Origin of the sequence: Desulfotruncus arcticus DSM 17038, from assembly GCF_900113335.1 — a bacterium.
In the GTDB taxonomy this organism is placed as follows: domain Bacteria; phylum Bacillota; class Desulfotomaculia; order Desulfotomaculales; family Desulfallaceae; genus Desulfotruncus; species Desulfotruncus arcticus.
On the sequence record NZ_FOOX01000003.1, the window covers coordinates 267,869 to 294,313 of the forward strand.

General features: G+C 47.7%; 24 protein-coding genes. 19 read left to right on the forward strand and 5 right to left on the reverse strand.

Translation table 11 applies throughout. The features are described from left to right. Positions 1-83: 83 nt before the first annotated feature. Positions 84-707: a DedA family protein gene (locus BM056_RS06035; RefSeq protein ID WP_165613401.1), complete on the reverse strand. Its 624-nt coding sequence runs from the start codon at positions 705-707 to the stop codon at positions 84-86. A 264-nt stretch (positions 708-971) separates the two neighbouring features. Between BM056_RS06035 and BM056_RS06040 the strand changes: the two genes are divergently transcribed. From BM056_RS06040 to murA, 15 genes are all read left to right on the forward strand, one after another. Continuing rightward, positions 972-2,045, forward strand: coding sequence for a uroporphyrinogen decarboxylase/cobalamine-independent methonine synthase family protein (locus BM056_RS06040; protein WP_092469721.1), 1,074 nt, complete (start codon positions 972-974; stop codon positions 2,043-2,045). Then, a complete protein-coding gene (gene hisJ, locus BM056_RS06045) occupies positions 2,042-2,854 on the forward strand; it encodes a histidinol-phosphatase HisJ (RefSeq protein ID WP_092469723.1) in 813 nt (270 codons plus the stop codon). The genes BM056_RS06040 and hisJ overlap by 4 nt, the downstream gene beginning before the upstream one ends. Before the next feature lie 308 nt (positions 2,855-3,162). Further along, positions 3,163-3,600, forward strand: coding sequence for a division/cell wall cluster transcriptional repressor MraZ (mraZ, locus tag BM056_RS06050; RefSeq protein ID WP_092469725.1), 438 nt, complete (start codon positions 3,163-3,165; stop codon positions 3,598-3,600). 132 nt (positions 3,601-3,732) lie between these two features. Further along, positions 3,733-4,698 carry a 16S rRNA (cytosine(1402)-N(4))-methyltransferase RsmH gene (gene rsmH / locus BM056_RS06055; RefSeq protein ID WP_092469956.1) on the forward strand — a complete coding sequence of 322 codons (966 nt, stop codon included), beginning with the start codon at positions 3,733-3,735 and terminating at the stop codon, positions 4,696-4,698. 3 nt (positions 4,699-4,701) lie between these two features. Beyond that, positions 4,702-5,214, forward strand: a complete 513-nt coding sequence (locus BM056_RS06060; RefSeq protein WP_092469727.1) for a cell division protein FtsL — start codon at positions 4,702-4,704, stop codon at positions 5,212-5,214. Positions 5,215-5,242: 28 nt separating this feature from the next. Then, positions 5,243-7,447 carry a stage V sporulation protein D gene (locus BM056_RS06065; RefSeq protein WP_092469729.1) on the forward strand — a complete coding sequence of 735 codons (2,205 nt, stop codon included), beginning with the start codon at positions 5,243-5,245 and terminating at the stop codon, positions 7,445-7,447. A gap of 107 nt (positions 7,448-7,554) precedes the next feature. Then, positions 7,555-9,030 (forward strand): UDP-N-acetylmuramoyl-L-alanyl-D-glutamate--2,6-diaminopimelate ligase, encoded by a 1,476-nt coding sequence (locus tag BM056_RS06070; RefSeq protein ID WP_274377524.1) that lies wholly within the window; start codon positions 7,555-7,557, stop codon positions 9,028-9,030. Positions 9,031-9,050: 20 nt separating this feature from the next. Next, a complete protein-coding gene (locus BM056_RS06075; protein WP_092469733.1) occupies positions 9,051-10,427 on the forward strand; it encodes a UDP-N-acetylmuramoyl-tripeptide--D-alanyl-D-alanine ligase in 1,377 nt (458 codons plus the stop codon). Positions 10,428-10,571: 144 nt separating this feature from the next. Then, positions 10,572-11,561 carry a phospho-N-acetylmuramoyl-pentapeptide-transferase gene (gene mraY / locus BM056_RS06080; protein WP_092469735.1) on the forward strand — a complete coding sequence of 330 codons (990 nt, stop codon included), beginning with the start codon at positions 10,572-10,574 and terminating at the stop codon, positions 11,559-11,561. Between the two features lie 334 nt (positions 11,562-11,895). After that, a complete protein-coding gene (murD, locus tag BM056_RS06085) occupies positions 11,896-13,251 on the forward strand; it encodes a UDP-N-acetylmuramoyl-L-alanine--D-glutamate ligase (protein WP_092469737.1) in 1,356 nt (451 codons plus the stop codon). A gap of 36 nt (positions 13,252-13,287) precedes the next feature. After that, positions 13,288-14,397 (forward strand): putative lipid II flippase FtsW, encoded by a 1,110-nt coding sequence (gene ftsW, locus BM056_RS06090; protein ID WP_092469739.1) that lies wholly within the window; start codon positions 13,288-13,290, stop codon positions 14,395-14,397. A gap of 359 nt (positions 14,398-14,756) precedes the next feature. Beyond that, complete coding sequence (gene murG / locus BM056_RS06095; protein WP_092469741.1) at positions 14,757-15,863, forward strand: undecaprenyldiphospho-muramoylpentapeptide beta-N-acetylglucosaminyltransferase; 1,107 nt, start codon at positions 14,757-14,759, stop codon at positions 15,861-15,863. Between the two features lie 156 nt (positions 15,864-16,019). Continuing rightward, complete coding sequence (murC, locus tag BM056_RS06100; RefSeq protein WP_092469743.1) at positions 16,020-17,396, forward strand: UDP-N-acetylmuramate--L-alanine ligase; 1,377 nt, start codon at positions 16,020-16,022, stop codon at positions 17,394-17,396. Between the two features lies 1 nt (position 17,397). After that, entirely contained in the window at positions 17,398-18,303 is a 906-nt protein-coding gene (gene murB, locus BM056_RS06105; RefSeq protein ID WP_092469745.1) for a UDP-N-acetylmuramate dehydrogenase, read from the forward strand. Between the two features lie 14 nt (positions 18,304-18,317). Then, a complete protein-coding gene (gene murA, locus BM056_RS06110) occupies positions 18,318-19,571 on the forward strand; it encodes a UDP-N-acetylglucosamine 1-carboxyvinyltransferase (RefSeq protein ID WP_092469747.1) in 1,254 nt (417 codons plus the stop codon). A 48-nt stretch (positions 19,572-19,619) separates the two neighbouring features. Here the strand turns inward: murA and BM056_RS06115 are convergent, their stop codons facing one another. Then, entirely contained in the window at positions 19,620-21,095 is a 1,476-nt protein-coding gene (locus BM056_RS06115; protein WP_131820730.1) for a PAS domain S-box protein, read from the reverse strand. Between the two features lie 219 nt (positions 21,096-21,314). Between BM056_RS06115 and BM056_RS06120 the strand changes: the two genes are divergently transcribed. Next, positions 21,315-21,947 carry a DUF2680 domain-containing protein gene (locus BM056_RS06120; RefSeq protein WP_092469751.1) on the forward strand — a complete coding sequence of 211 codons (633 nt, stop codon included), beginning with the start codon at positions 21,315-21,317 and terminating at the stop codon, positions 21,945-21,947. 65 nt (positions 21,948-22,012) lie between these two features. On the opposite strand, the gene BM056_RS06125 is transcribed toward BM056_RS06120, so the two are convergent. Together BM056_RS06125 and BM056_RS06130 are read right to left on the reverse strand one after the other, a co-directional pair. Beyond that, a complete protein-coding gene (locus BM056_RS06125) occupies positions 22,013-22,324 on the reverse strand; it encodes a hypothetical protein (protein WP_092469753.1) in 312 nt (103 codons plus the stop codon). A 1-nt stretch (position 22,325) separates the two neighbouring features. Beyond that, the gene (locus BM056_RS06130; protein WP_092469755.1) at positions 22,326-22,658 is read right to left on the reverse strand and encodes a hypothetical protein; all 333 of its coding nucleotides are present in this window, start codon (positions 22,656-22,658) and stop codon (positions 22,326-22,328) included. A 210-nt stretch (positions 22,659-22,868) separates the two neighbouring features. Here BM056_RS06130 and queD point away from each other — a divergent pair, with 210 nt between their 5' ends. Both queD and queE read left to right on the forward strand, forming a co-directional pair. After that, complete coding sequence (queD, locus tag BM056_RS06135; protein ID WP_207648143.1) at positions 22,869-23,243, forward strand: 6-carboxytetrahydropterin synthase QueD; 375 nt, start codon at positions 22,869-22,871, stop codon at positions 23,241-23,243. Beyond that, positions 23,236-23,895, forward strand: coding sequence for a 7-carboxy-7-deazaguanine synthase QueE (gene queE, locus BM056_RS06140; protein WP_165613402.1), 660 nt, complete (start codon positions 23,236-23,238; stop codon positions 23,893-23,895). The genes queD and queE overlap by 8 nt, the downstream gene beginning before the upstream one ends. A gap of 2 nt (positions 23,896-23,897) precedes the next feature. Here the strand turns inward: queE and queC are convergent, their stop codons facing one another. Beyond that, on the reverse strand, positions 23,898-24,584 hold the full coding sequence (gene queC, locus BM056_RS06145; RefSeq protein ID WP_092469759.1) for a 7-cyano-7-deazaguanine synthase QueC: 687 nt from the start codon (positions 24,582-24,584) through the stop codon (positions 23,898-23,900). Between the two features lie 406 nt (positions 24,585-24,990). Between queC and BM056_RS06150 the strand changes: the two genes are divergently transcribed. Continuing rightward, positions 24,991-26,433, forward strand: coding sequence for a 4-hydroxyphenylacetate 3-hydroxylase family protein (locus BM056_RS06150; protein ID WP_092469761.1), 1,443 nt, complete (start codon positions 24,991-24,993; stop codon positions 26,431-26,433). Positions 26,434-26,445: the final 12 nt, after the last annotated feature.

The following is a 26,445-nucleotide window of genomic DNA, read 5'->3' on the forward strand; positions in this document are numbered from 1 at the left end:
ATTTGGCGGCACTCCGGCTGGCAATTCGCTGAAAAGAATACTGCCAAACAACGCAGGTTGAAAAAAATGAATAAGCCACACCGTTATTCACTGTCTAATTGCTCATTTTTCGGTTTTCGCCCGCGCTTTTTAATGTAGATCGGAGCAAGGGTTAATGCTAAACCACCGGCGATCAAGTAGGGGTAGTACTGCACTAAAAATGTCCAAATTATTTCCCTGTTTTTACTAACAATATAACCAAATAAGATCAGGGATATAATCCAAGAGGTTGCCCCGATGGCTGCGAAGATTATTACTTTAATAAATGGCATTTTACAAACCCCTAATAAATATGGCATTACACTGCGGGCTATTGGTAAAAAATAACCGATGATTATGGCATAATTACCAAAGCTCATAAACCATTTTTCCAATCGGGATATCTTTTCGGGTGTTAAAAAAATATACTTGCCGTATTTATGAATAAAAGGCACGCCTAGTTTATTACCAATAGTATATCCAATGGCAAACCCGCCCAATGTACCCGCCAGGGCTACAATAAAGATTTGCTGCAAATCAAATATTCCCAAAGTTACAAAGTAGCCGGAGAGAACAAGCATAGTCTTTGATGGCATTGGTATTCCTATTGTATCAACAAGCATGGTGATAAAAAGAGCCCAATAACCATAAAGGTCAACTAATTCTATGGCGGAATCTTTATAATCCATACAACATACCACCAAATTTAGAGTTTTACTGCTGCTGGCAAGCATAAACGACTAATCCTTGCCAGTTTATCATCAGAGAGGATGCCGGTATAAAACCAATCTTGTAATCTTTTGGACCTACCTTCAGAATATAACCTGATATTTAAAAAAGTGCAACTCACCGGTGATATTAGTTATTTATGCATGGAGTAGAAACACCGCAGCCCTTTCCGCTTTACACCCATTTTTCGCAAAGGTATAATTAGCTTGTTGGGAGGAGATCTTATGAAATTTTTGCCCCGGGGGATGGCTACAGGTATAGGCAGTATGCCTTTTACGCAGCCGGACCCCGCGCTTGTTTTAATCGGCCAAAACCTGCCGGAGATACCTCACTGGCCTCAATTGCCGCGGCGCGGTGCGGACGAGGGGTTTGTCCGGCAATTTCTTGACCCGCTGGTACGCTTGGGCTTATTGGAAAAACGAGACGATAAAGTTATTTTCCCGGTGGACAACCCGGAATGGCCGCAGAGATTAACAGATTTTTATTCTACTTACCTTTCCGCTGAAACAGGAGACACGGAGGCTCTGCGGCAGTTTGCTTTCCCCCGCGAATCAGCTGCAGGCTTTTATGCATTTATGGAACAAATAAATAAAAATGGGATAGGCGGTGCCAAATACCTTAAAGGGCATCTGGCTGGCCCGCTGACCATAGGATTTCAGCTGAAAGACGAGCGGGGACGTTTAGCCTATTATGAAGAGCAATTACGTGACCTGCTGGTTAAAACGCTGGCTATGCACGCCCGCTGGCAGGCGGTGGAACTAGCTGGAGCCGGGCTGCCGGTAATTATTTTTGTGGACGAACCCGGCATCAGGGTATATGGAAGCAGCAGTTACATTACTGTAACCAGGGAAATGGTGACGGGAGACCTTAATGCTATTTTTTCAGCCATACATGCTGCCGGCGGCCTTACGGGGGTGCATTCCTGCGATGCCATTGACTGGTCGGTATTGTTTGAATCCGACCTTGATATCGTCAACCTGGATACCTATCAGTTTGGTGATTCCCTGATTCCCTATGCCAGGGAAATGAAAATTTACCTGGAGCGGGGCGGGATCATGGCCTGGGGCATTGTGCCAACTCTGGAACTGGCTTTTAAGGAAAGCGCCGAATCACTGCTGGTACGCCTTGAAAAACTATGGGCTGAACTGACTTCCCGTGGTATGGACCGGCAGATGATTTTAAGGCAAAGTATCATCACGCCGGCTTGCGGCACCGGATTACTGGAGTCTGAGCTGGCGGAAAAGATCTACCGGCTGACAAAGGAAGTTGCAGAAAAGGTTAAGGTTTTAGCGCAATGACTTATTGGCCCGATTATCATATTCATACCTCACGCTGCGGCCACGCCACGGGGGAAATGATAAAATATGTGGAACAAGCGATAAAGCTGGGTATTAAAGAAATAGGCTTTGCCGATCATATTCCAATGTACTGGATTGATGAAAAACAACGGGATCCAAGTTTGGCTATGCGGGAGGAGCAACTGCCCGAATATGTTGCGCAGGTTTTGCGCTTGCAGGAAGATTATTCTGAAATAACTATCAGGCTGGGTCTTGAGGTGGATTATATCCCCGGCTTTGAAGATAAGGCTAGGCTGTTAATAGACGCTTATCCGTTTGACTATGTGCTGGGATCGGTGCATTATATTGATGGCTGGGGGTTTGATAATCCTGCTTATTTGGAGCAGTACCGGCACATCAATATTAATGACCTTTTTCACCGGTATTTTACACAGCTTCAGGCTGCCGCCCGCAGTGGATTGTTCGATATTATGGCACATCCCGATCTGGTAAAAAAATTTAATTACCGGCCGGCTGAAAACCTACAGCAGCTTTATAGTGATACCGCCCGGGTTTTAAAGGAGGCGGGAGTCTGCCTGGAGGTCAACACCGCAGGATTGAGGGCTCCTGTTAACGAAATATATCCTGCTCCGGATTTCCTTGCTGCTTGTTGCCAATACGGCGTACCTGTTACTTTGGGGTCCGACGCCCACGCCCCTGGCCAGGTTGGTTATAGGTTTGATCTGGGCCGGGATATGCTGATTCAGGTTGGATATACCGGACTGGCAACATTCAACCAAAGAAAAAGGAGTTTCGGCTGGCCAATTTGAGAGACTGCCACGTCGCTTCGCTTCTCGCAATGTACAAAAGCGAGATAGACCACCTTCCGCTAGCGCGACACCATCGGAAGGATGAAAAATAGATACCGTAAGCAAGGTGATCCGGTGGTTTCCCGGAGCGCCAGATACAAGTAACGTGAGAATTTTTTAGGGTAAAAATATACCAGAAGCTTACAGCTCTGGTTTATTTTTTTGTGTAGGACTTCTAGTCTATTGCAGAAAGAATAAAAAAGAGATAAAATAAGTGGTGTGAAGTGGGGTAAAGTGGTAAATATATTACACCCTGTGGGGTGCACGGCATGTTTTTGGGTGAATACCAACATACAATCGATACCAAGGGAAGATTAATAATTCCTGCCCGTCTCCGCGAAGGTCTTGGGGATCGGTTCATTATTACTAAAGGCCTGGACAGCTGTCTTTTTGTTTACCCCCCCGATGAGTGGTCTAACATAGAGCAGAAGATGCGGTCCTTGCCCTCAACCAGAGCCGATACCCGGGCCTTCGTGCGATTTTTCTTTGCCGGTGCCTCAGAGTGTGAATTTGATAAACAAGGCAGAATATTAATACCATCCAATCTCAGGGAGTACGCCGGCCTGGAAAAGGATGTCATGGTGCTTGGCGTTTCCAGCCGGGTGGAAATCTGGTCTGTTGAACGCTGGAAACAGTACAGTTCCGAGTCCGCCTCATCTGTGGAAGAAATCGCAGAAAAGATTGTGGATTTCGATATCGGCATATAATACTTAGGAGTCAGGAAGAAAGAATGGTTTATCGTCCAGTAGTATTTTAGAATTCTGACTACTGAATTCTAAAATACTTGAGTAAACCTACTAAGGGTGAGTATTATGGCGGAAAGTTTTTTTGACAATGCGATCTCCTTTAACCACCTGCCGGTTTTACTGGAGGAAGTTATGGCAGGTTTGAACCCTGGACGCGAAGGGGTTTATGTAGACTGCACCGTTGGAGGTGGCGGCCACTCCCGTGCTTTGCTGGAAAGAACCGACCCCGGGGTGAAACTGGTGGGGCTGGATCAGGATTCGGAAGCCCTGGCTGCCGCTTCTGAAAAGCTGGCCCCGTTCCATGGGCGGTACACTCTGGTGCGGTCAAATTTTATGGACCTGGCCCGGGTACTGGTAGATTTGGGGTTGGAAGCAGTCAATGGCATTTTATTTGACTTGGGCGTAAGCTCTTACCAGCTGGACAACCCGGCCCGGGGTTTTAGTTACATGCGTGAAGCACCGCTGGATATGCGTATGGATTCTGAAAGCGGCATTACGGCCAAGGAGCTTGTTAATACTCTTCCGGAACGGGAATTGGCCGATATAATCAAACGATTCGGAGAAGAACGCTGGGCGTCAAGAATTGCGTCGTTTATCATCAAGGCCAGGGAGAATCGGGCTATTGAAACCACTGCAGAGTTGGTGGAAATTATTAAAAAGGCCGTTCCTGCAGCGGCCAGGCGCGAAGGGCCGCATCCGGCCAAAAGAACGTTTCAGGCTCTGCGTATAGCCGTAAATAACGAACTTGAAATATTGCCGCAGGTTTTTAAGGATGCCGTTGGTGCGCTGGCACCTGGCGGCAGATTGTGTGTGATCACCTTTCACTCACTAGAGGACCGGATAACCAAGGACGCATTTAAAAAACTTGCTAATCCGTGCATATGCCCGCCCCGGTTTCCCGTTTGCACCTGTGGGCAAATGCCGGCAATAAGGTTGGTAAACAACCGGCCTGTGACTCCTACGGAACAAGAATTGGCTGAAAATCCGCGATCAAGAAGTGCCAAGCTTCGGGTGGCGGAAAAGATATGCTCTGTTCTAAAAAACCGGGAGGGTGAATAAGTTTTGATAGTAGCCAGAGAAAAGGCGGAATATTACGGTTTACCTGAACAGCCTGAAAAGAAAAGGCGCACCCGGATGCAACCACGGCTGGCCATAAAAGACCGGATTATATATACGGGCCTGGTGGCAATCATTTTCTGCTCTTGTGCGGTTATAGCCAGTTATTATGCCCAGGTAGTGGCTACTGGTTATAAAATTAACGCTGCGGAGAAGGAATTATCCCTGTTGCGCACTGAAAGCAACGGCCTGTTTGCCGATGTTAACGAGATTTCCAGTTTGGCCTATGTTGAAACGGTGGCCATTAAGAAGCTTGGCATGGTCAGGCCGGACAATGATCAGGTTGTTGTGGTGCAGGCCGTTAACCAACCGGGGCTAAAAGGTGCGGCGCCGGCGGCAAATAAAAATGCGGCCGGGAATAAGGCCGGGACTAAGCAATCAGAACGGGATGAAAATTGGATGATTAAAGCCTTTTCCAAAATGCTTGGCAGGATGGAGCAAAGTATCCAAACCGGTTAGGGCATAGGCGATAACTGGAGGGTCAGGGATGCACGGAACCAACATAACCGTTCGCAAAAGATTAACCTGGACATTCCTGCTGGCCAGCGCGGCATTTTTGATTTTGGTAGGCAGGCTGGCTTGGGTGCAGTTCGTGCGTGGCGATGAACTGCAAAAAAAAGCTCTGGAAGTCCGGATGCGTGATGTGCCTGTTGAGGCCAAGCGTGGCACCATCTATGATCGTAATGGCAATGAACTGGTAACCAGTATCAGCGTCGATTCAATATATTGCAACCCCGGTCACGTTAAAGAGCCCCAGGATACGGCAGAAAGACTTGCACCTATACTGGATATGGATGTTGACAAATTAGCTGAAAAATTAGCTAAACCATCATCCTTTGAATGGATTAAACGCAAAGTTGACAATAAAGTTGCCAGCCAAATCAGAGAACTGCAAAATGATGGTAAAATCAGCGGCATTGGCTTTGTTGAAGAAAGTAAACGTTATTATTTAAACTCAACACTGGCGGCACATGTGCTTGGTTTTACAGGAATTGACAATCAGGGTTTGATCGGTATTGAAAAAAGCTACGACGAGGAACTGCGCGGGGAACCGGGCAGGATAGTGGTGGAGCACGATGCTGCAGGCCGGGAAGTTCCCGAAGCTATGCATCAGTATATCCCGGCTAAGAAAGGCTCCGACCTGGTACTGACCATAGATGAAACGATTCAGTATTTTGTGGAGAGAGAGTTAGACAAGGTAGTAGCCCAATATAATCCCAAATTCACTCTGGGTATCGTCATGGACCCGGAAACGGGTGAGATTTTGGCGATGGGCACTCGTCCCACCTTTGATGCGAATAATTGGGCCGAGGAACCCCGCGAAGTTTGGGATAAAAACCCTGCCATCTGGTATAACTACGAGCCGGGATCAACTTTTAAAATTATTACGGCCTCCGCTGCTTTGGAGGAAGGGACAGTTCATCCCCAAGACAGGTTTTACGATCCCGGTTATGCCACAGTATCCGGCGAACAGATTCGCTGCTGGAAAGCCGGCGGCCACGGTAGCCAAAGTTTCGTCGAGGTGGTTGAAAATTCCTGCAACACAGGGTTTATTGCTGTTGGGCTGAATACCGGTATAACTAAATTTTACAAGTACGTTAATGCTTTTGGTTTTGGTCAGGGCACAGGTATCAGTTTGCCGGGCGAGGCCAGCGGTCTTGTCATTCCGGAGAAGCAAGCAACCAACCTTAACCTGGCTTGTATGTCCATCGGCCAGTCCATTGCGGTTACCCCCATCCAATTGATCACTGCCATCAGCGCTGTAGCCAACGACGGGGTGCTAATGAAGCCGCACCTGGTTAAGGAAATCAGGGAGGAAGGTAAGTCGGCCGAAGAAATCAAGCCGGAAAAAGTCCGGCAGGTGATTTCCAAGGATGCTGCCGCCCAACTGCGCCTGCTGTTGGAAAGTGTGGTCGCCAACGGCACGGGGCAAGGCGCATTTGTTGAGGGTTATCGTATAGGAGGCAAAACCGGTACAGCCCAGGTAGTGGGTGAAAAAGGCGGTTACGTCAGCGGCAGATACGTAGCCTCCTTTGCCGGGATGGCCCCGGTGGACGATCCCAAGATGGTGGCGCTGGTGGTTATCGCAGAACCGCAGGGCGGGCAATATTACGGTGGAGTAATAGCAGCGCCGCTGTTCCAGGGCATCGCTAAAGACGTGCTCAGATATATGCAGCTGCCGGAAACACCGGGCTTAGAAAAACCCAAAAAACCGTATGAAGTTGAAGTACCCAAAGTAACGGTTACAGTGCCCAACGTAGTAAATTACCCGGTGGAGGAAGCATTAAGGTCATTACAGGCGGCCGGGCTTGAACCACAGACCAACGGAGAGGGGCTCATCGTTTGTGATCAGGTCCCCAAACCAGGTGCCAGAGTGAATAACGGAACCAAGGTGATCCTGGAACTGCAGCCTGCCGGCAATAAGGACAGCGGTGAGCCTGTAACGGTGCCAAATTTAAAAGGAATGACTATTAAGGAAGCCGGCAATATTTTGGAAAGCATGGGGTTGCTGCTATTGCCGGAGGGAAGCGGGGTGGCTTTCTCACAAGATGTTCAACCGGGAACCAAATTAAAGGCCGGTTCCACAGTTAAAGTAACTTTTAAGCCGCCTAACTATAATAATTCAAGCTCCCAGACCCCGGCCGATCAGGATAACGACATTGAACGACTGGAAAATTTATATGCAGATTAAAACCGCCGGGCGGATACACCGTCCCGGCGGATGTCTTTTTAGCCGCAAATAGGTTAAATGTGCTAAATGTGGCAATAATGTTTAATAATGAAAAGGAGGACTGCGGGTTGCTTTTATCCGATTTGTTTTCCGGCCTGCCGGTTAATGTTTCCATGGGTGCTAACCCGGAGGTGCGGGGGATTACTTACGACTCGCGGCAGGCCGGGCCGGGTTTTTTATTCGTAGCTATTAAAGGATATCAAATCGACGGCCATCTTTATGTCAAGGATGCTTTGGCGAGAGGTGCAACAGCAGTGGTGGTGCAGGAGGAAGTTGACGTACCCCGGGGCATAGCGCGGGTTATGGTTAGCAATACCCGGCAAATCCTGCCGGTGATATCTGCCCGTTACTATGGTTACCCGGCACGAAAAATGAAGCTGATCGGGGTTACGGGTACAAACGGAAAAACAACCACCACCAATTTAATTAACGCCGTATATAAAGAATATGGTTTGAAAACCGGCCTCATCGGCACCATTCATAACCACATCGGGGACAGAATACTGGCAGTGGCGCGTACAACACCGGAGTCTGCTGATTTGCAGCGCCTTCTGGATCAAATGTTCCAGGAGGGCGTGCAAGCGCTGGTAATGGAAGTGAGTTCACATGCACTGGCACTGGGCCGGGTTGACCAGTGTGAATATGATATTGCGGTTTTTACTAATATTACTCAGGATCATCTTGATTTTCACGGTACCATGGAAAAATACCTGGAGGCTAAAGCGCTGCTGTTTAGCGGGCTCGGTGTGGATGCCCGCAAAACCGGCAATAAACGCGCCGTTATTAATGCCGATGACCCGGCGGCTGAAAAACTGATTAATGCCTGCAGTGTTGATGTGCTGACCTATGGCATAGATAGGCCTGCAAATATTACGGCCCGGGATGTGTTAGTGACGGCACGCGGGGTTTGCTTTACGGTTGAGGTGCCTGGAGAAACCATAGATTTGCACTTAAAATTAACCGGCAAGTTCAATGTGTATAATGCCCTGGCGGCAGTGGCGGCGGGTGTTGCCGACGGTATACCGGTACCGGTTATTAAAAGAGCGCTTGAAAGTGTGACCGGTGTGCCCGGACGGTTTGAACTGGTAGACCGGGGCCAGGATTTTGCGGTGATTGTGGATTATGCCCACACTCCCGACGGCTTGCAAAACGTATTATCCACTGCCAGAGAAATTACTTCCGGCAGGCTGATTACTGTTTTTGGCTGCGGCGGAGACCGCGACAGGACGAAGCGCCCCCAAATGGGCGCAATAGCAGCGCGGATGAGCGACTTGACGGTGGTTACTTCTGATAACCCCCGTACTGAAGACCCCATTAGTATTATTGAAGATATTTTACCGGGTATCCGCGTTACAAATGGAACCAATTACATGGTGATACCCGACCGGCGGGAAGCCATCAAACGGGCTGTTGGGGAAGCGGGCAGCGGTGACGTTGTGGTTATTGCCGGTAAGGGTCATGAAGATTACCAGATTATCGGCACCAACCGCACGCACTTTGATGACCGGGAAGAAGCGGCGGCAGCGTTGGAATTACTGGGGTAATAGTAAAAGGGGGTAAACCCATGAAAACCATGACGGTGGGGCAAATATACAGGGCCATAGGCGGCCGGCTTCTGCAAGGTGATGACAGTGTGAACTTATCCCGAGTGTGCACAGACACCAGGCAGATCCAAAAAGGGGACTTGTTTTTTGCCCTGCTGGGGGAAAGATTTGACGCTCACAATTTTATTGACCGGGCTGTAAGTGGTGGCGCGGGCGCCCTGGTGGTCAGCCGAAAAGTAGCAGCTCCTGAGGGAGTGCCGGTAATCCAGGTTCGTGATACTCTGGTGGGTTTGCAGGAGTTAGCTGCTTATAACCGGCGCCAGTTTTCCGTGCCCGTGGTAGGGGTTACCGGCAGCAGCGGGAAAACAACCACCAAGGACATGGTGGCTGCGGTGCTGGAAACCCGTTTTAAAGTTTTGAAAACCAGAGGAAATTTTAATAACGAAATTGGTTTGCCGCTGACATTGCTTGACTTTTCCGAGCAGCATGACGCTGCGGTAGTAGAAATGGCCATGCGTGGGTTGGGCGAAATTGACTCGCTATGCAGGCTGGCCAGGCCTACCTGTGCTATTATCAACAATATCGGTGTTGCTCACCTGGAAAGGTTGGGTTCTGAAGAAAATATCGCCCGGGCCAAAGGTGAAATTTTAGACCACATTTCCCTCCAAGGCTTTGCTTTGCTGCCGGGGGACAGCGAGTTGGCCAGGGAGCAGGCGCGCCGCTGCTATGGAAAAGTGCTTTATTTCGGGTTTGATCCAAGCTTTGATATATATGCTGAAGATATACGCTCCGGTGCTGATGGAAACAGATTTACCGTGGTGATGGGTAATAGCCGGTGCAATATTTTTTTACCGCTGCCAGGCCGCCATAATGTTATGAACGCACTGGCTGCCGCGGGAACCGGCCTGCTGCTGGGACTGACCCCTGAGGAAATAGAGAAGGGATTGGCCCAGGTGGTGCTATCCGGCATGAGAACTGAAATAATCAATAAAACCGGCTTGACAATTATTAATGATTCTTATAATGCCAACCCCGATTCCGCCGTCGCCGCTTTGCAGACACTTGAAGAACTGGCCGGAGCCAGGAGAAAAGTGGCAGTGTTTGGAGATATGTTGGAACTGGGTGCCGGTGCGGTGGCCGGACATGTTCGGGTTGGCGCCGCCGCAGTAAAGCACGGAGTTGAACTGCTGATTACGGTTGGGGAACTCGCCAAACAAATTGCGGAGGGCGCTTTGCAAGCCAGAGGAAAAAACGCTATGAAAGTATTTCCATGTGCTGATAAGCCTGAAGCTTTAAATGTGCTGCACCGGGAATTGTGCGCCGGGGATATGGTTTTGGTAAAAGGATCCAGGGGGATGCGCATGGAGGAGATTGTTAAGGACTTGTTGAAAGATTAATTAATACTATTTGATTGTATTGGAATTCAAACCATTTTTTGCAAATCTGTCATGGCGAGCGCAGCGAAAAAGGCACTATCAATAAGGAATTGCCGAGTCGTTTGGACTCCACACCATGACAGATTAAGTTACAGGAGAAGTCAGATGGAAGTTGTTTTTAGCAGCCAGATATTAACGGCATTTATTATAGCACTGGTGGTTTCGTTAGTTTTAGGCCCGCTGGTGATTCCTCTTTTACGCAGGCTTAAATTCGGACAGAGCATTAGAAACGACGGCCCTTCACGTCACTTGAGCAAGGCTGGTACGCCTACTATGGGCGGGGTCATTTTTATAATTAGTTCAATTGCGTCAGGGCTTGTGGTGGGATGGGGCGACAGGGATGCCCTGTTGGTGTTGGGGGCGCTGCTGGGTTTTGGTCTGATTGGGTTTATTGACGATTATATTAAAGTGGCGTTAAAGCGATCACTGGGGCTGAGGGCCAGGGAAAAACTTTTGGGGCAGTTTCTTCTGGCGGCAATGCTGGTGGTGTTAACTGTAACAGTGTTGGACCGGGGTACAGCCATTGCAGTTCCTTTTAGTAAAATTGTTTCGGGACACTATCTTATTCTGGACTGGGGTCCCTGGTTTTACCTTGTATTTAGCGCGACACTCATAGTAGGTATGGCTAACGCCGTTAATTTTACCGACGGTCTTGACGGACTGGCGGCAGGTGTTACCACCGTGTCGGCACTCACGTTTGTACTTGTGGGACTGCTTTCCGGCAAATCGGGAGTTGCGCTGGCAATGGCAGCGCTGGCGGGAGGCTGCATCGGGTTTCTCTTCTATAACCGTTATCCGGCCAGGGTTTTTATGGGTGATACCGGATCACTTGCGCTGGGAGGAGCCCTGGGCGCGGCGTCTCTGATTACAGGAAGCGAATTGCTGCTGTTGGTTATCGGAGGCGTATTTGTGCTGGAGGTTGCTTCTGTAATACTGCAGGTGTTTTCCTTTCAGGTTTTCGGCAGACGCATCTTCCGCATGAGTCCGCTGCACCATCATTTTGAATTGGGCGGCTGGAGTGAAGTGCGGGTAGTGCGTACCTTTTGGATAGTTGCAATATTGTTTGCAGTAGTGGGCATGGCGGGTTTCCGCTAAACGAAGCATTAACATAGGGATTAAAATAGCTACCGTTGGCAAGGTGATCCGGTGGCTTCCCGGAGTAAGCGGAGCACTGGATGCGGTCCATAGCCCGTCAAATCCCCAAAGCTTGACCCCGAAAGGGCGTAGCGTTTCGCGAAAGTTATTTGTTGCAAGCGTTATGTACAAATAACTACACGAACTACAATGGAAATTGCGCAGCGCACGGAGCGGAACCACCGGAGTGCCAGTTACAAGTAGCTTAAAAACTCTTTTCAGTATATTTACATCAAAGAAGTGTAGATTGCCGTGGTGAGCATATAATGACAATTTAAGGAAGAAGGTAAACCTCTTGGACGTAAAGGGTAAAAAAATACTGGTGGTTGGCGCCGGCAAAAGTGGAATTTCAGTGGCCCGATTTCTCATGCAAAAAGAGGCCATAGTAACGCTTACCGACAACAGGGACAGAGACAAATTTAACGGAGAACTGGATGATTTGCTGGCTTCCGGTGTTAGGGCAGAACTGGGCAGTTATCCGGAAGTGGCACCCGGCGTATTTGACCTGGTGGTGGTAAGCCCCGGTGTGCCCCCAACGGTAGCGCCGGTGGTTTCAGCCAGGGAGCGGGGAGTGCCGGTTACCGGCGAATTGGAACTGGCCTGGCGCTTTGCCCGGACCCCCTTTATCGCGATTACGGGCACCAATGGTAAGACCACTACAACCGCGTTGGTTGGGGAGATCTTCAGAGCGGCCGGGTATAAAGCCCTGGTGGGAGGAAACATAGGAGTGCCCCTGGTGGATGTTGTTGAGGATTACGGCCCCGGGGATATTATTGTGGCAGAAGTTTCCAGTTTCCAGCTGGAAACTGTGGAATTTTTTCGCCCCCGGGTGGCATTAATTACTAATATAACCCCAGACCACCTGGACCGCCACGGTACCATGGAAGCATACACAGCAGCTAAAGCTAAAATTTTTACCCGGCAGGGGGACGGTGACTATACAGTTTTAAATTATGACGATCCCAAAACCAGGGCTCTGGCCGGCATTACCCCGGGGAAAGTCATATTCTTCAGCCGCAGGCATATTTTAGAAGAAGGAGTATTTGTCCATAAAGGGAACATGCTGCTGCGTTTGGGAGGATCGGCTACGGAAATCATGCCGATAAAAGATATTGCCATCCCCGGCGGGCATAACCTGGAAAATGCTCTGGCCGCAGCGGCGGCTGCAGCAGTGCTGGGCGTCTCCCCGGCACTGCTGGAACAAACACTTAGAACCTTTCCCGGGGTGGCCCACAGGCTGGAAACAGTGGCTGAAATCAACGGAGTAAAATACGTTAACGATTCTAAAGGCACCAATCCGGAAGCCAGCATCAAAGCACTGGAGGCTTTTGACAGACCCATCGTGCTGCTGGCCGGGGGGCGGAACAAAGGCAGTGATTTTACCGAATTCGCCCGCCTGGCCAGGCAAAAGACCAGGGTAATGGTTATTTTGGGTGAGTGTGCCGCTGAAATTGAGCAGGCAGCGCGGCAAGCTGGAGTAACCAATATTCTAAAGGCTGCCAGTTTTAACGAAGCAGTTTTAATGGCGCATGGCGCAGCCAAATCAGGCGATGTGGTATTATTGTCCCCCGCATGCGCCAGCTGGGATATGTTTAAAAATTATGAAGAACGGGGCGAGCTTTTTCGCCAGATTGTTTATGACCTGAAATAAATAGTATAAAGCACTGGCACCAAAGGGGGTAAATCAATGCGTATGCGCAGGGGATCAACGGATTTTGTTTTATTCCTTACTGTGTTGATGCTGTTAAGCATCGGCCTGGTTATGGTCTTCAGCGCCAGTTCGTATTTTGCCGGAGATCCTGAGGGGCCTTTTAAAGATCCATTTCATTTTTTTAAAAGACAGCTTGTGGGGGCGCTGCTGGGCATCGTAGCCATGTGGTTCATGATGAATTATGATTATTGGAAATTGAAGCGCTGGGTGGGATTGATGCTGGCCGGCTCTTTTGCCGCGCTTTTTGCTGTTTTAATTTTCGGCGAGGAGTACCTGGGCGCCAAGCGCTGGCTTGATCTTGGATTTACAAGTTTCCAACCGTCCGAGTTGGTTAAACTATGTGTTATAACTTATGTGGCTTATGGTTTATCAAGAAAGAAAGAACTTGTACAAAGATTTATTCCCGGGTTGATGCCCTTCCTGTTAGTGGCCGGGGGGGCGGCTTTATTGATTTTGGCTCAGCCCGACCTCGGTACGGCGGCAACACTGTTGGGGACTGTTTTTGTTTTAATGTTTGCGGCTGGGGCCAGGGGTGGGCATTTAACAGCCCTGGGCGGAGCAGGTGTCGCCGGGGTGGTTGCGGCCATTTTTTTGGAGCCCTACCGGATGAGAAGGTTTATGGCTTTTATGGACCCCAACGCCGACCCCAAGGGAGCGGGCTGGAATATTATCAACGCCTTGATGTCACTGGCTTCGGGTGGTTTGCTCGGGGAAGGCTTGGGTCAGGGGCGCCATTCCAAGTATTTGTTTTTGCCCGAGCGCCATACCGACTTTATCTTTGCTGCTATCGGCGAAGAGCTTGGTTTTATCGGCGGATGCCTGATCATTCTATTGTTTGTGCTGCTGGCGTGGCGGGGCTACAGGATAGCCATAACCTGTCCGGATACTTTCGGGAGTCTGCTGGCCGCCGGACTGGTCACCGGAATTGTCCTGCAGGCCTTTGTTAACATTGGGGTGGTAACCGGTACGCTGCCGGTAACGGGGATTACGCTGCCTTTTGTAAGCTTTGGATCAACGTCTTTGATCTTTTCCCTAATGGGTGTAGGTATAATATTGAATATATCACGATATACCTCATCCAGATGATGTGCTGGATAGACCTCCATGCCGCTAACGCGACACCAGCTAAGGATGAAAAGTAGATACCGTAGGCAAGGTGATCCGGTGGATTCCTGGAGTAAGCGGAGCACTGGATGCGGTCCATAGCCCGTCAAATCCCCAAAGCTTGACCCCGGAAGGGCGTAAAGTTTCGCCGGGCTATCTGTTGCAAGCGTTAGCTATAAATAACAATAAAAGATATAAGGAAAATTGCGCAGCGCACGGAGGGAACCGCCGGAGCGCCAGATACAAGTAACTTAAAAACTTTTTCTGGGTAAAGCTTTATAAAGGAGTCTATAGGGGTGGACAACTATTGTCCGCCTACATAGTGGAGAGGTGAGGGGTTTTTGCGTTTTGTTGTTGCTGGTGGCGGAACCGGGGGCCACATTTACCCGGCGCTGGCCATTGCACGAGGTCTACAGCAGCGTTATCCCAACTGTGAGATAATGTATATCGGCACCGGCCGGGGGCTTGAGGCGGATATCGTGCCCAAGGCGGGCTACGAGTTTCATGCTGTTCGGGCTGTGGGCATTAAACGCAGCCTAACTCCGCAAAACCTGAAAGTGCCGCTGGAGGCATTGGCCGGCTACAGAGAGTCCCACAAGCTGATCAGGGGTTTTGCCCCCCGGGCTGTAATTGGTACCGGAGGCTACGTTTGTGGACCGGTGCTGCTTTCTGCGTCACGGCTGAAAAAACCGACATTTATTCATGAACAAAACGCGCTGCCGGGGATTACCAACCGGATTTTATCACGGGTGGCGGACCGGGTGGCGGTGACTTTTGAAGATTCTTTACGATATTTCCCGGGTCGGTCCAGGCCATACCTTACGGGGCTGCCGGTGCGCCCGGAAATTCTTTCTGCAGATAGAGAAAAGGCCAGAGAAAAATTTGGTGTCGGTGCAGGGGAAATAATGGTGCTTTCTTTTGGCGGCAGCCAGGGGGCACGCAGCATCAACCGCGCGGTGGCTGAGGCCATAGGCCCGTTATCTGCCCTGCCGGGCATAAAACTGCTGCATGTAACCGGCAGCGGCCAGCACCAGGACTTTTTTGAAATGCTTAAAAGTGGCGCCTGCCAGGGCGATTTGCCAGACAATATCAACATGGTGCCGTATATGTATGAAATGCCCGAAGCGCTCGCTGCCGCAGACCTGATCATAAGCAGGGCCGGGGCGGCCACATTGGCTGAGATAACAGCCAGAGGCCTGCCCTCTGTGTTAATTCCTTTTCCATATGCTACCGGAAATCACCAGGAATACAATGCCAGAGCGCTGGTTTCCAGAGGCGCGGCTGAAATGGTCAGAGACGCGGAATTTAATGGGACAACACTGGTTAACAAACTGAAACAGCTGCTGGAAAACCGCCATGAGCTGGCGAAAATGGCTGAAGCCAGCCGCGGGCTTGGCAAGCCCAGGGCTTTAGATGACATATTAGACGGGATAGCGGAGCTTTTCTAAAAACGGTTCCGCTTTCAAACACAATATATTGGGACAAGCTATAGGTGGAAACAGGTGCAAGTAACACCTTATTTGAATCAAGCATAATATAAGGTATCTCTTTCTTCCGGCTTGTCGCACTTGCGCCGCCCGGTGCAGGAAGGAGCTGATTAGCGGATGCAGGATATTCCGGATAAAATTCATTTCATAGGTATTGGCGGCGCCGGTATGAGCGGCCTGGCCAGAGTGCTGCTGGATCTTGGCTTTGACGTTCGTGGTTCGGACCTCAATTCCAGCCAGGTTACTGAGCGGCTTAAAGCAGCTGGCGCTACTGTGTTTGAAGGGCACCACGGTCACAATGTCACGGGTGCCGGTCTGGTAGTGGTATCCACCGCAATAAGCGGTGATAACCCTGAACTCAGGGTGGCCACTGAAAGCGGCATTCCGGTTATACACAGGGCGGATATGCTGGGCTTGCTTATGGAAAGGCAAAAGGGCCTGGCCGTGGCAGGTGCGCACGGTAAAACCACCACTACCGCCATGCTGGCGCTGGTTATGGAAAAATGCCATCAGGACCCCACTATATTAATTGGAGGTGAACTGACTGATGTTGGCGGTAACGCTAAATTGGGACGGGGAAAATACCTGGTGGCTGAAGCAGATGAAAGCGACCGGTCATTTTTAAAATTATACCCTTATCTGGCAATTGTTACAAATATTGAAGATGATCACTTGGATCATTACGGGTCGGTAGATGAGATTATTAAGTCGTTCAGGTATTTTCTGCAGAAGATACCGGCCGATGGCGCGGGAGTACTTTGTTTTGATGACACCAATGTCCGGGATGTTGCCCCGGAATGTGGCGGCGCCGTAATAACCTATGCTCTGGATAACCCGGAGGCGGATTATGTGTTGCGTGATATCAAGCTGGAACCCGGAAGGTCGGCCGGAGAAGTATATTTCCGGGGACAGCGCCTGGGCCTGATAGAACTGGTTGTGCCCGGCAGGCATAATCTGGCTAACGCTCTGGCGGTTGTTGCCGCATGCCTTAAATTGGGCCTGGATTTCAACGAAATTGCAGCTAGCCTAAAGGAGTTCAGGGGTGCAGGCAGACGGTACCAATACCACGGGTGCGTAAAAGGCGTCACTGTGGTAGATGATTACGCGCATCATCCAACAGAAATTGCGGCTACGCTGCGGGCAGCCCGGCAGGTTCATGCCGGTCGCGTGGTGGCTGTTTTTCAGCCGCACAGGTATACCAGGACCTCATTGCTGCATAAGCGGTTCGGGCCATGCTTTCAAGACGCGGACCTGGTAATAATTAATGAAATTTATAGTGCCGGTGAAAAACCTATTGAAGGCGTATCTGCACAGCTGATAGTTGACGCTGCGCGCGAATTTAAGGGGGACGATATAGTTTTCCTTCCTACTGCAGGGGATACAATTGAATACTTGCTGAATAATGATCAGGAAGGCGACCTCATATTAACAATGGGTGCCGGTGACGTATGGAAGACTGGTCTGGCGCTGCTGGATCGTTTAAAGGAGAATTAAGGTGAGCTTCCCAGCCCAATTATTAAGCGAAATAATTAAAGGCGAAGTTAGGTTTAATGAACCTATGCATAAACACACCAGTTGGCACATCGGCGGTACGGCAGATATATTTGTTCTGCCCGGAGACATTGTTGATTTGCGGGAGGCACTATCTCTGGCCCGGCGTTGTGAATTGCCGGTTAGCATTATCGGCAACGGCACCAACCTTTTAGTTTCCGATCTTGGTGTAAGAGGTATGGTAATAAAAATCGGGCCGGGGCTGAGCCGGATTGAGGTGCGGGGCGAGAGAATTCAGGTGGGAGCCGGCGTGCCCCTGCCTCGCCTTGCCGCTGTAGCCATGCGCTCCAGCCTTTCAGGTTTTGAGTTTCTTGCCGGCATACCGGGTACGGTGGGTGGGGCACTGGTAATGAACGCGGGCGCCAACGGGTGCGCGGTAGGTGAAAGGGTCAGGCAGGTAACTGCCGTTGACTTCGAAGGTAAAGAGGTCCAATTAAACAATCAAGAGCTGGAGTTTTCCTACCGCTGCAGTTGTCTGATCAGGAGAAAACTAATTGTGGCGGAAGTCGAATTTGAAGGCATTCCCGGCAACGCAGATGCGATTAAAGCGAAAATGGACAGCTACCTTGAACGTCGAAGGAAAACCCAACCTCTTGAATACCCCAATGCCGGCAGCGTTTTTAAAAATCCTACCGGCGATTCGGCGGGAAAACTGATTGAGCAGTCTGGCTGCAAGGGCATGCGGGAAGGAAATATCCAGGTTTCACCGTGCCACGCCAACTTTTTTGTCAACCTGGGTGGAGGGACTGCCCAGCAGGTTCTGGCACTGGTGGAAAAAGTGCAGCAGCGTGTTTTTGAAAAATTTGGCTGCAAACTTATAATGGAGGTGCAAAAACTGGGAGAGTTTTAGCGGAGGTGACACAATTGCAAAGATTTATGGTCGTTGGCGGAAACCGTCTGGTGGGCACAGTGCGCGCGAGCGGCTCCAAGAATGCCACGCTGCCTATTATGGCAGCCAGCTTGCTGCTGGACGGCCAGTGCATTATCAGGGGGATACCCCGCCTCAGGGACGTGGCGGTTATGCGCGATGTGCTGGTATATCTCGGGGCCGGTGTGGTCTGGGAGAAAGATACTATGTATATCGACGCCAGAAATGTCAGCAGCCAGGAAGTATCGGAAGATTTGATGCGGCGCATGCGTGCTTCAAATCTGGTGCTGGGACCGCTTATCAGCAGGTTCAGGCAGGCAAAGATATCCTATCCCGGGGGTTGCCAGATCGGTTCAAGGCCAATGAATCTCCACCTTAAAGGACTTCAAGGTCTAGGTGCAACAATAACCGAAAAATTCGGTTATATTTCGGCAGAGGCCAGGAACTTGGCCGGCACCGAAATTTACCTTGATGTACCAAGCGTGGGAGCGACAGAGAACCTGATGATGGCGTCGGTTTTCGCCAAAGGAAAAACGGTTATTAAAAATGCCGCACGTGAACCGGAAATTACCGACTTGCAAAATTTCCTCAACCTGTTAGGCGCAAGGATAAACGGAGCAGGCACCGATGTAATAAAAATTCAGGGTGTCGATGGCCTGTACGGGGCTGATCACACCGTAATACCCGACCGGATTGAAGCTGGTACACACATGATTGCCGGGGCGATTACCGGTGGTGATGTGACAGTTGCAGATGTGATTCCTGAACATCTTGAGCCTGTTATCAATAAATTGCGTGAAACCGGGGCTTTTGTGGAGGTGAAAGATAGCCAGGTCAGGGTGGCGGTAGATAGAAAATTAAAGGCGGTAGATATAAAGACAATGCCTTACCCCGGCTTTCCCACCGACATGCAGCCCCAATTCATGGCTCTGCTGACCATGTGCGAGGGAACCGGGATAATCACAGAGACAGTTTTTGAAAACAGATATAAACACGTAATGGAAATGCGCCGCATGGGTGCGGATATCCGCCTGGAAGGCCAGACAGCGGTAGTAAGGGGTGTACCCGGTTTATCGGGGGCCTGTGTGGAAGCCACCGATCTAAGAGCGGGCGCTGCGCTGGTGCTGGCGGCAATGGCGGCGGAAAACGGCACCGTTATAGAACAGGTGGAGCATATAGACCGGGGTTACGAAAGGCTTGAAAATAAATATAACGCCCTGGGGGCGCGTATTATTCGAGTACACAATTAATTGATTTAATGTGGACTCTTTTTTGGTTTTATGGGGGACAAGATTTAATTACACCTTAAACCTTACAAAGAATGTGGTTCCTGTGGGACCAGTCTCTAAATCTATTTTGGCCTGATGCCTTTCGACAATACTATAGCAAACGGAAAGTCCTAAACCCGTGCCATTGTCCTTAGTGGTTAAAAAGGGAGTTCCCAGTTTATCGATTAATGCTGCTTCAATTCCGCTGCCTTGGTCCTGAACTGCCATAATTACATTGTCTTTGTCAGTGTATGTTTTTATTGAAAGAGTTTTGCCGGGGGACATTGCTTCTAACCCGTTGCGAACCAGATTTAATATAAGCTGCCGGATCTCTTTTTCATCCAGAAGTAAATTAGGGGTGTCGTTAATTTCAAGATTGATATTTTTATCATCTTTATTGGCACTGGCCTGGATTAGCGGAAAAATGGTCTCTATTATATGGTTAAGGTTTTGCCGCACCTTATTTACAGGCTTGTTTTTGGCCAGCGATAAGAAGTGAGTAATAATGGAATTAGCCCTGTCCAGTTCCTCGATCATCAAATCAAAAAAATCATTATAGTTGACACATTCCTTTTTGCCTTTAAGTATCTGAAGAAATCCCCGCACTGTAGTTATTGGATTTCTAACTTCATGCCCAATGCTGGCTGCCATTTCACCAATTAAGTTAAGACGGTCCAGGCGGCCCATCTCCTCTTTCAAATGCTTGTATTCGGTGATGTCGGTTATTACTCCAACTAAGCCATCAATTTGTGCATTACTGGTAGCTGAATAAGTAGCCTTGTTTAAGATAACATCATGTTGTGATCCATCGGCATGAGAAATCTTAGTTTCATAGACCTGAGTACCTGGATTTTGGTATAATTTTTCATCCATCTCGCGAATTTTATCTTTCATATGTTTAGGCCAAATATCAACTGAATGCCCGATTATTTCTTCTTTTGATTTGCCGAAAAGATTTTCAAAAGCTGCGTTGCAACCTTGGTATAATCCGTTGGCATCTTTAAAATAAATAGGATTGGGCAGAGTTTCCAGTACTAACCGGTAAATTTTTTCTTTTTTATCATAGTCCGTTAAATCCAATGCACAACCGCAAACACCAACAAAATTGTCTGATTCATCAAAGATATAACTACCATTTAATAAAACAGGTCTGGTTGAGCCGTTTTTCTGTAATAGTGTTGTTTCAGTTAAAGTAAAGATGCCGTCATCAAAATTATCTATTATAGCCGGAGGTAGAATAACTTTGCTAATTTCTTTACCAGGCTTTATTTGAAGCCGTTTTAAATATTCTATTCTATTTAATCCCAGCATTTCTTCATCATCGTATCCGTCAATAAGCCTTGTTGCCTTATTTCTATAGATTACTTTTTCAAACTGATCATAAAAAATCGTACATACGGGAAGTTGGTCGAGGATATGCTTATAAAGTTTAAGCTTTTTAACCTGTTGTTGCAGATCTTTTATTTCTTTTAACAGCTGGTCTTTAGATTTACTTTCGTTTTTCACTGACCTCACCTCGTATATGCATGTCCGGTTAAAAATTTCAAATAATTTATACTATTTAGGCAATTAAATAACATTTCCTCTAAGAAGCAGGTGTAATTTCATAATTTCCCATAGAAATCACACAAAATTACTCATTTTCTTAAGGTTCTCTTAAGTTAAAGCAATTATAATTAGATCATCCGGTGTACCAAATATCAAATAGATGTAAGGAGGATCGACATGAAATCCAAGAAATGGCATATTGGGGCATTACTATTGGCAGTGGTTATTCTGGCGGGGACGGTAACTTCAGCTTTTGCAGATTCCACACAAGCAAAAAAACCGGATCTAAGTAACTTATACCAGAGCTTTATAGAAAAATTCGCAGCAAATCTTGGTGTTAGCCAGGAGCAAGTTACGACAGCCCTGGACCAAACAAAACAACAAATGCTTGACGAAGCCGTACAACAAGGCCAAATAACCCAGGAACAGGCTGATAAGATTGCCTCAGGCGAAGGTTTTAATTTTGGACCGGGCTTTATAGGCCACAAATTTGGAGCAAAAGGCGATAATTTTTTTGCGGGAGATGGCCGCAGCCTCGATAACATAGCAAACGTGCTGGGTATGACAGTTGACGAACTTAAAACCGAGCTTAAAGATAATAAAATGCAGGATGTCGTCACAGCACACGGTTTAACCATTGAGGAGTTCCAACAAAAGATGCTGCAAATTAGGAAGGATGCAATTTCTCAGGCCGTAACAGACGGTAAATTAACGCAGGATCAAGCCGATAAAATTCTTCAGAATATGGAGAATAGGCTTAATAGAGGACCTGGCAACACGGTTAACGAACCTAAGGATGATAACAATTAAAGTTTAGTTTAAACATCGGACAAAAGACCCTGCCCAAGCAAGTGGCAGGGTCTTTTACATTTTTTTTAGTTTAATTTTTTTATTTTGTTAACAATCTCTTTTTCCAGTGTATTAATCAGATTATTAAGATCTTCTCTGATAACTTGGTTTTCTTCCTGCTCTATATGGATTTTTAAAAGGTCGATCAATTTTTTCAGCGACTCTATGTGCATTTTACTGAATTTGATTAGATTAGCCATATTTATGGCTATTGTATCAATTTCATATTGCATCGAATTAAAATAGTCGCCCGCAAGCCCGTATGCTTTGTCCATTTCCCACAAAGCTTGTTTGATACGCTGCAGAAGGATAAGTATATGCTCTTTTGTGCTTTGCATGTTATTCTCCCTGTTTTCTTAATGCTATTAATTCATTTACGATTTTTTTGATAACCATCAAATCTTTAGTTACCTCCTTGTCGGTATTATTACTATTTAATTCACTATTCAACAGATTGTTAATTATTTCGAGCGTGGGAGAACTAAGCTGCCCAAAAGCACTTATCAAATTGCCCAAAGTATTGGTTTCCTCACAGAGCTCTGCCAGGAGGTTATACACTCTGGTTACATCATCTTCTTTAACGATATCAGGATATTTGCACTCCAGGTGATTTAGTCTGGATTCTACTTTATGAATTGAATTATAAATGTTTATTAATATATTGTTATACATATTGGTTACACATCCTATTAATTTTTTAAATTGTAAGAATTATACTATGCAAACATTTGTTTGTAAAGATACAAGATTGAAAAATTTTATGGGTTGTCCACTTGCGATCCACTTGTTTTTTGTAGTTTTACATTATCAAAAAGGAAAATATATATCCGGAAAGAAAGTATGTATAACTAACAACTTTATTATAAGAGAGGATGTACATTCTTGGATAATAATATCATTGCATATATAACTAAGGTTTTTACATTTGACAGCGCGCATAGCCTGCCGAATTATCCCGGTCACTGCAGGAATATACATGGTCATACTTATAAGTTAGAGGTGACCGTTAAAGGCGAGATAAATAATGAGACAGGAATGGTTATGGACTTTTATGACTTAAAGCACTTAGTAAAAGAGCATGTTATTAGCAAATTAGACCATTGCTACCTTAATGACGTTTTGCCTTGCGTACCGACTGCCGAAAATATAGCAGTATGGATTTGTCAATTAATAAAAGTCAAATCGCCATCCCTCTATCAAGTGAAACTTTGGGAAACACCTACAAGTTGTGTTGAGGTGTATGCTGCCGATGTCTAATATCCCTGTGAATGAGATTTTTGGGCCCACAATTCAGGGGGAGGGGATGTATTGTGGGTACCGCACCATGTTCATTAGAGTTGCGGGGTGTGATTATAGATGCTCATGGTGTGATACCAAGTATGCCTGGAGTATTAATCAGGCCCGGCAGGTACTGTCTGAAGAAGAGATTTTAGACCAGTTAAAAGAAAGAGCTAAGGGTATTACCCATAGGGTGACAATTACAGGCGGCAATCCCTGCGCACATGATTTAAGCAGGCTTATAAGCCTGCTTAAAATGGAGAAATATCTTATTCATATTGAAACTCAGGGGTCGATAATTCCGTCCTGGCTCCACGATGTTCACCATGTGTGTATATCGCCCAAACCTCCTAGTTCAGGTAATATAACTAATTATTCATCCTTTAATGAATTTATGAATAGCGAGGTGTCAAAAGAGCTTAAGGTAGTAGTCGGCACAGAAGAAGACTACTTGTATGCCAAGAAAGTGCACCAGATGTATAAGCTACAACCTCTTACCCTCCAGGCCTGCACGATTGGAGATCCTTTGCCGGTATTAAATTGGCTTATATCGAAGGTTTCCTCGGACCCCGATTTTAGCGATTCCGTTAAAGTTATGCCCCAGGTTCACGTGCTGATAGGCATAAAGTAAGATTACTTTTGCTGATAATCCTCATAATCAATCGGGTCCTCAACTCCTGCCTCTTTGAACCCCTTTAGCCTTAGCTGGCAGGAGTCACAGATCCCGCAGGCCTTTTCGCCGCCATTATAGCAGCTTGTGGTTAAGTGCAGGGGCGCGCCGTTTTTAACGCCTAACTTTACAATCTCAGCTTTGGTTAAAGAAAGCAGTGGAGTTTCAATGGCTATTGGACATCCCTTTTGGGGTGCTGCCGAGCCGAGATTGACAGCTTCTTGAAACGCCTTAATAAATTGCGGCCGGCAGTCTGGATATCCGGAATAGTCCAGGGCGTTGACCCCAATATAGATCTTTTCTGCCCCAATGGCCTCGGCATAACCCACAGCCATCGATAGGAAAACAGCATTTCTAAAGGGCACATACGTTAACGGGATTTCATCATCTATATGCCTATTAGTTGGTACCTCGATTTCCTGAGAAGTAAGGGCGCTGGCGCCAATCTCCCTAAAAAAACCGATATCCAAGATCAGGTGCCTTGCGCAGCTATAGTATTTAGCAACCTTTTTGGCCTGCTCAACCTCCCTGCTGTGGCGCTGGCCATAAGAGAAAGTTATGGGGTAGAGCTCATAACCTTTGCTATGGGCCACAGACATACAAACCGTGCTGTCCAGACCGCCAGAAAGAATAACAATTGACTTTTTCATAATAAAAACCCCCGGTTTTTAAATCTCAAGCTTATATAATTTTAATACAAAAATGTAGTTTGTGAATTAAATTTAAGTAAATTGTTTAAGTAAGGCGGGGTAACAGACTCGCTTTTTTTCGGCTTTACAAAATCTACTCGGCCCTATATATGACCGGGGCTAAAGAAAAAGTACTGAAAAGCGCGCTAAGGGAACTGATTTAGCGCGTTTTTCTTGTTTATTTGGTAATTTAAAAGAATGGTATATCAGATGAAAGGGAAATAGCATGACGTTGTTTATTTTGTCAGCATCTACAAAACAGCCTATTAACCTTTGTAGCAATCTACAAAGGTTAAGTTTCAAATAGTCGCAAATATTTAGACAATGCCGAAACGGAATCTGATTAACAGGAAGGATGTGCAAAACGATGATGACAGGAACAGAGTATATCGAAAGTTTGCGTCAGTTGAAAACGGAAATCTATGCTTTTGGTGAAAAGATAACCAACTTTGTGGACCATCCTCTTTTCCGACCGCATGTCAATGCTGCGGCCGTGACCTACGATATGGCCCACGAACCTGAGTTTGAGGATCTGATTACGGTTAAATCTCATCTTACCGGGAAGAAGATAAGCCGTTTTACCCACATTCACCAGAGCCGCGAGGATTTGGTTAAAAAGATCAAAATGCTGCGTCTAATTGCTCAGCGGACCGGCACCTGTTTCCAGCGCTGTGTAGGTTTCGACGGGTTAAATGCTTTATACACTACCACTTATGAAATGGACCAGGCACTGGGCACCAATTACCACGCTCATTTTGTGAAATTTTTAAAGTACGTGCAGGAAAACGATTTGATGTCCGCCGGTTCCATGACGGACCCCAAGGGTGACCGTGGTTTGCGCCCCAGCCAGCAGGCTGATCCGGATATGTATGTGTGCGTAGTGAAAAGAACGGATGAAGGCATTGTTATCAGGGGGGCCAAAGCGCACCAGACGGGCATTATCAATTCACATTATATGATCATTATGCCTACCGTTGCTCTGGGCGAGGCCGACCTGGATTATGCCGTTGCCTGTGCCGTACCGGTTGACGCCCCCGGCGTGTTTCATATTTTCGGCCGCCAGACCAATGACGAGCGGCGCCTGGAAGGTGAAATAGATACCGGCAACGCCAGGTATGCCGTGGTGGGCGGCGAAGCGTTGACCGTGCTGGAAGATGTTTTTGTGCCCTGGGATAAAGTATTTATGTGCGGTGAAAATCAGTATGCCGGAATGCTGGTGGAGCGGTTTGCCTGCTATCACCGGCAAAACTACGGTGCCTGCAAATGCGGTGTCAGCGATATTATCATCGGCGCCACAACAGCTGTGGCTGAATATAACGGGGTGGCCAGGGCTTCTCATATTAAAGATAAAATCACTGAAATGGTGCATTTAAGCGAAACCCTGTACTGCTGTTCCATAGCCTGTTCGGCCGAAGGCGGCAAAACACCTTCCGGTGCTTATTTTGTCAACCCGCTGCTGGCCAATGTGCTTAAACAAAATGTAACCCGCCATATCTATGAAATTTGCCGTCTGGCTCACGATATCGCCGGTGGGTTTATTGCCACCCTGCCCTCGGAAAAGGATTTTAACGACGCCAAAACCGGCCCTTATCTGGAAAAATACTTCCGCGGCGTGTCCGATGTGCCCACTGAATACAGGGTCAGAATGGCCCGGTTGGTGGAGAATATGACCGGTGGCACCGCCCTGGCGGAAAGTATGCATGGCGCCGGGTCGCCCCAGGCGCAAAGGGTAATGATCATACGCCAGTCCAATATGGAGCATAAGAAGCGTCTGGCTAAAAAGTTGGCCGGGATTCCCGAGCAGGACTAAAAGGAGGTTTTA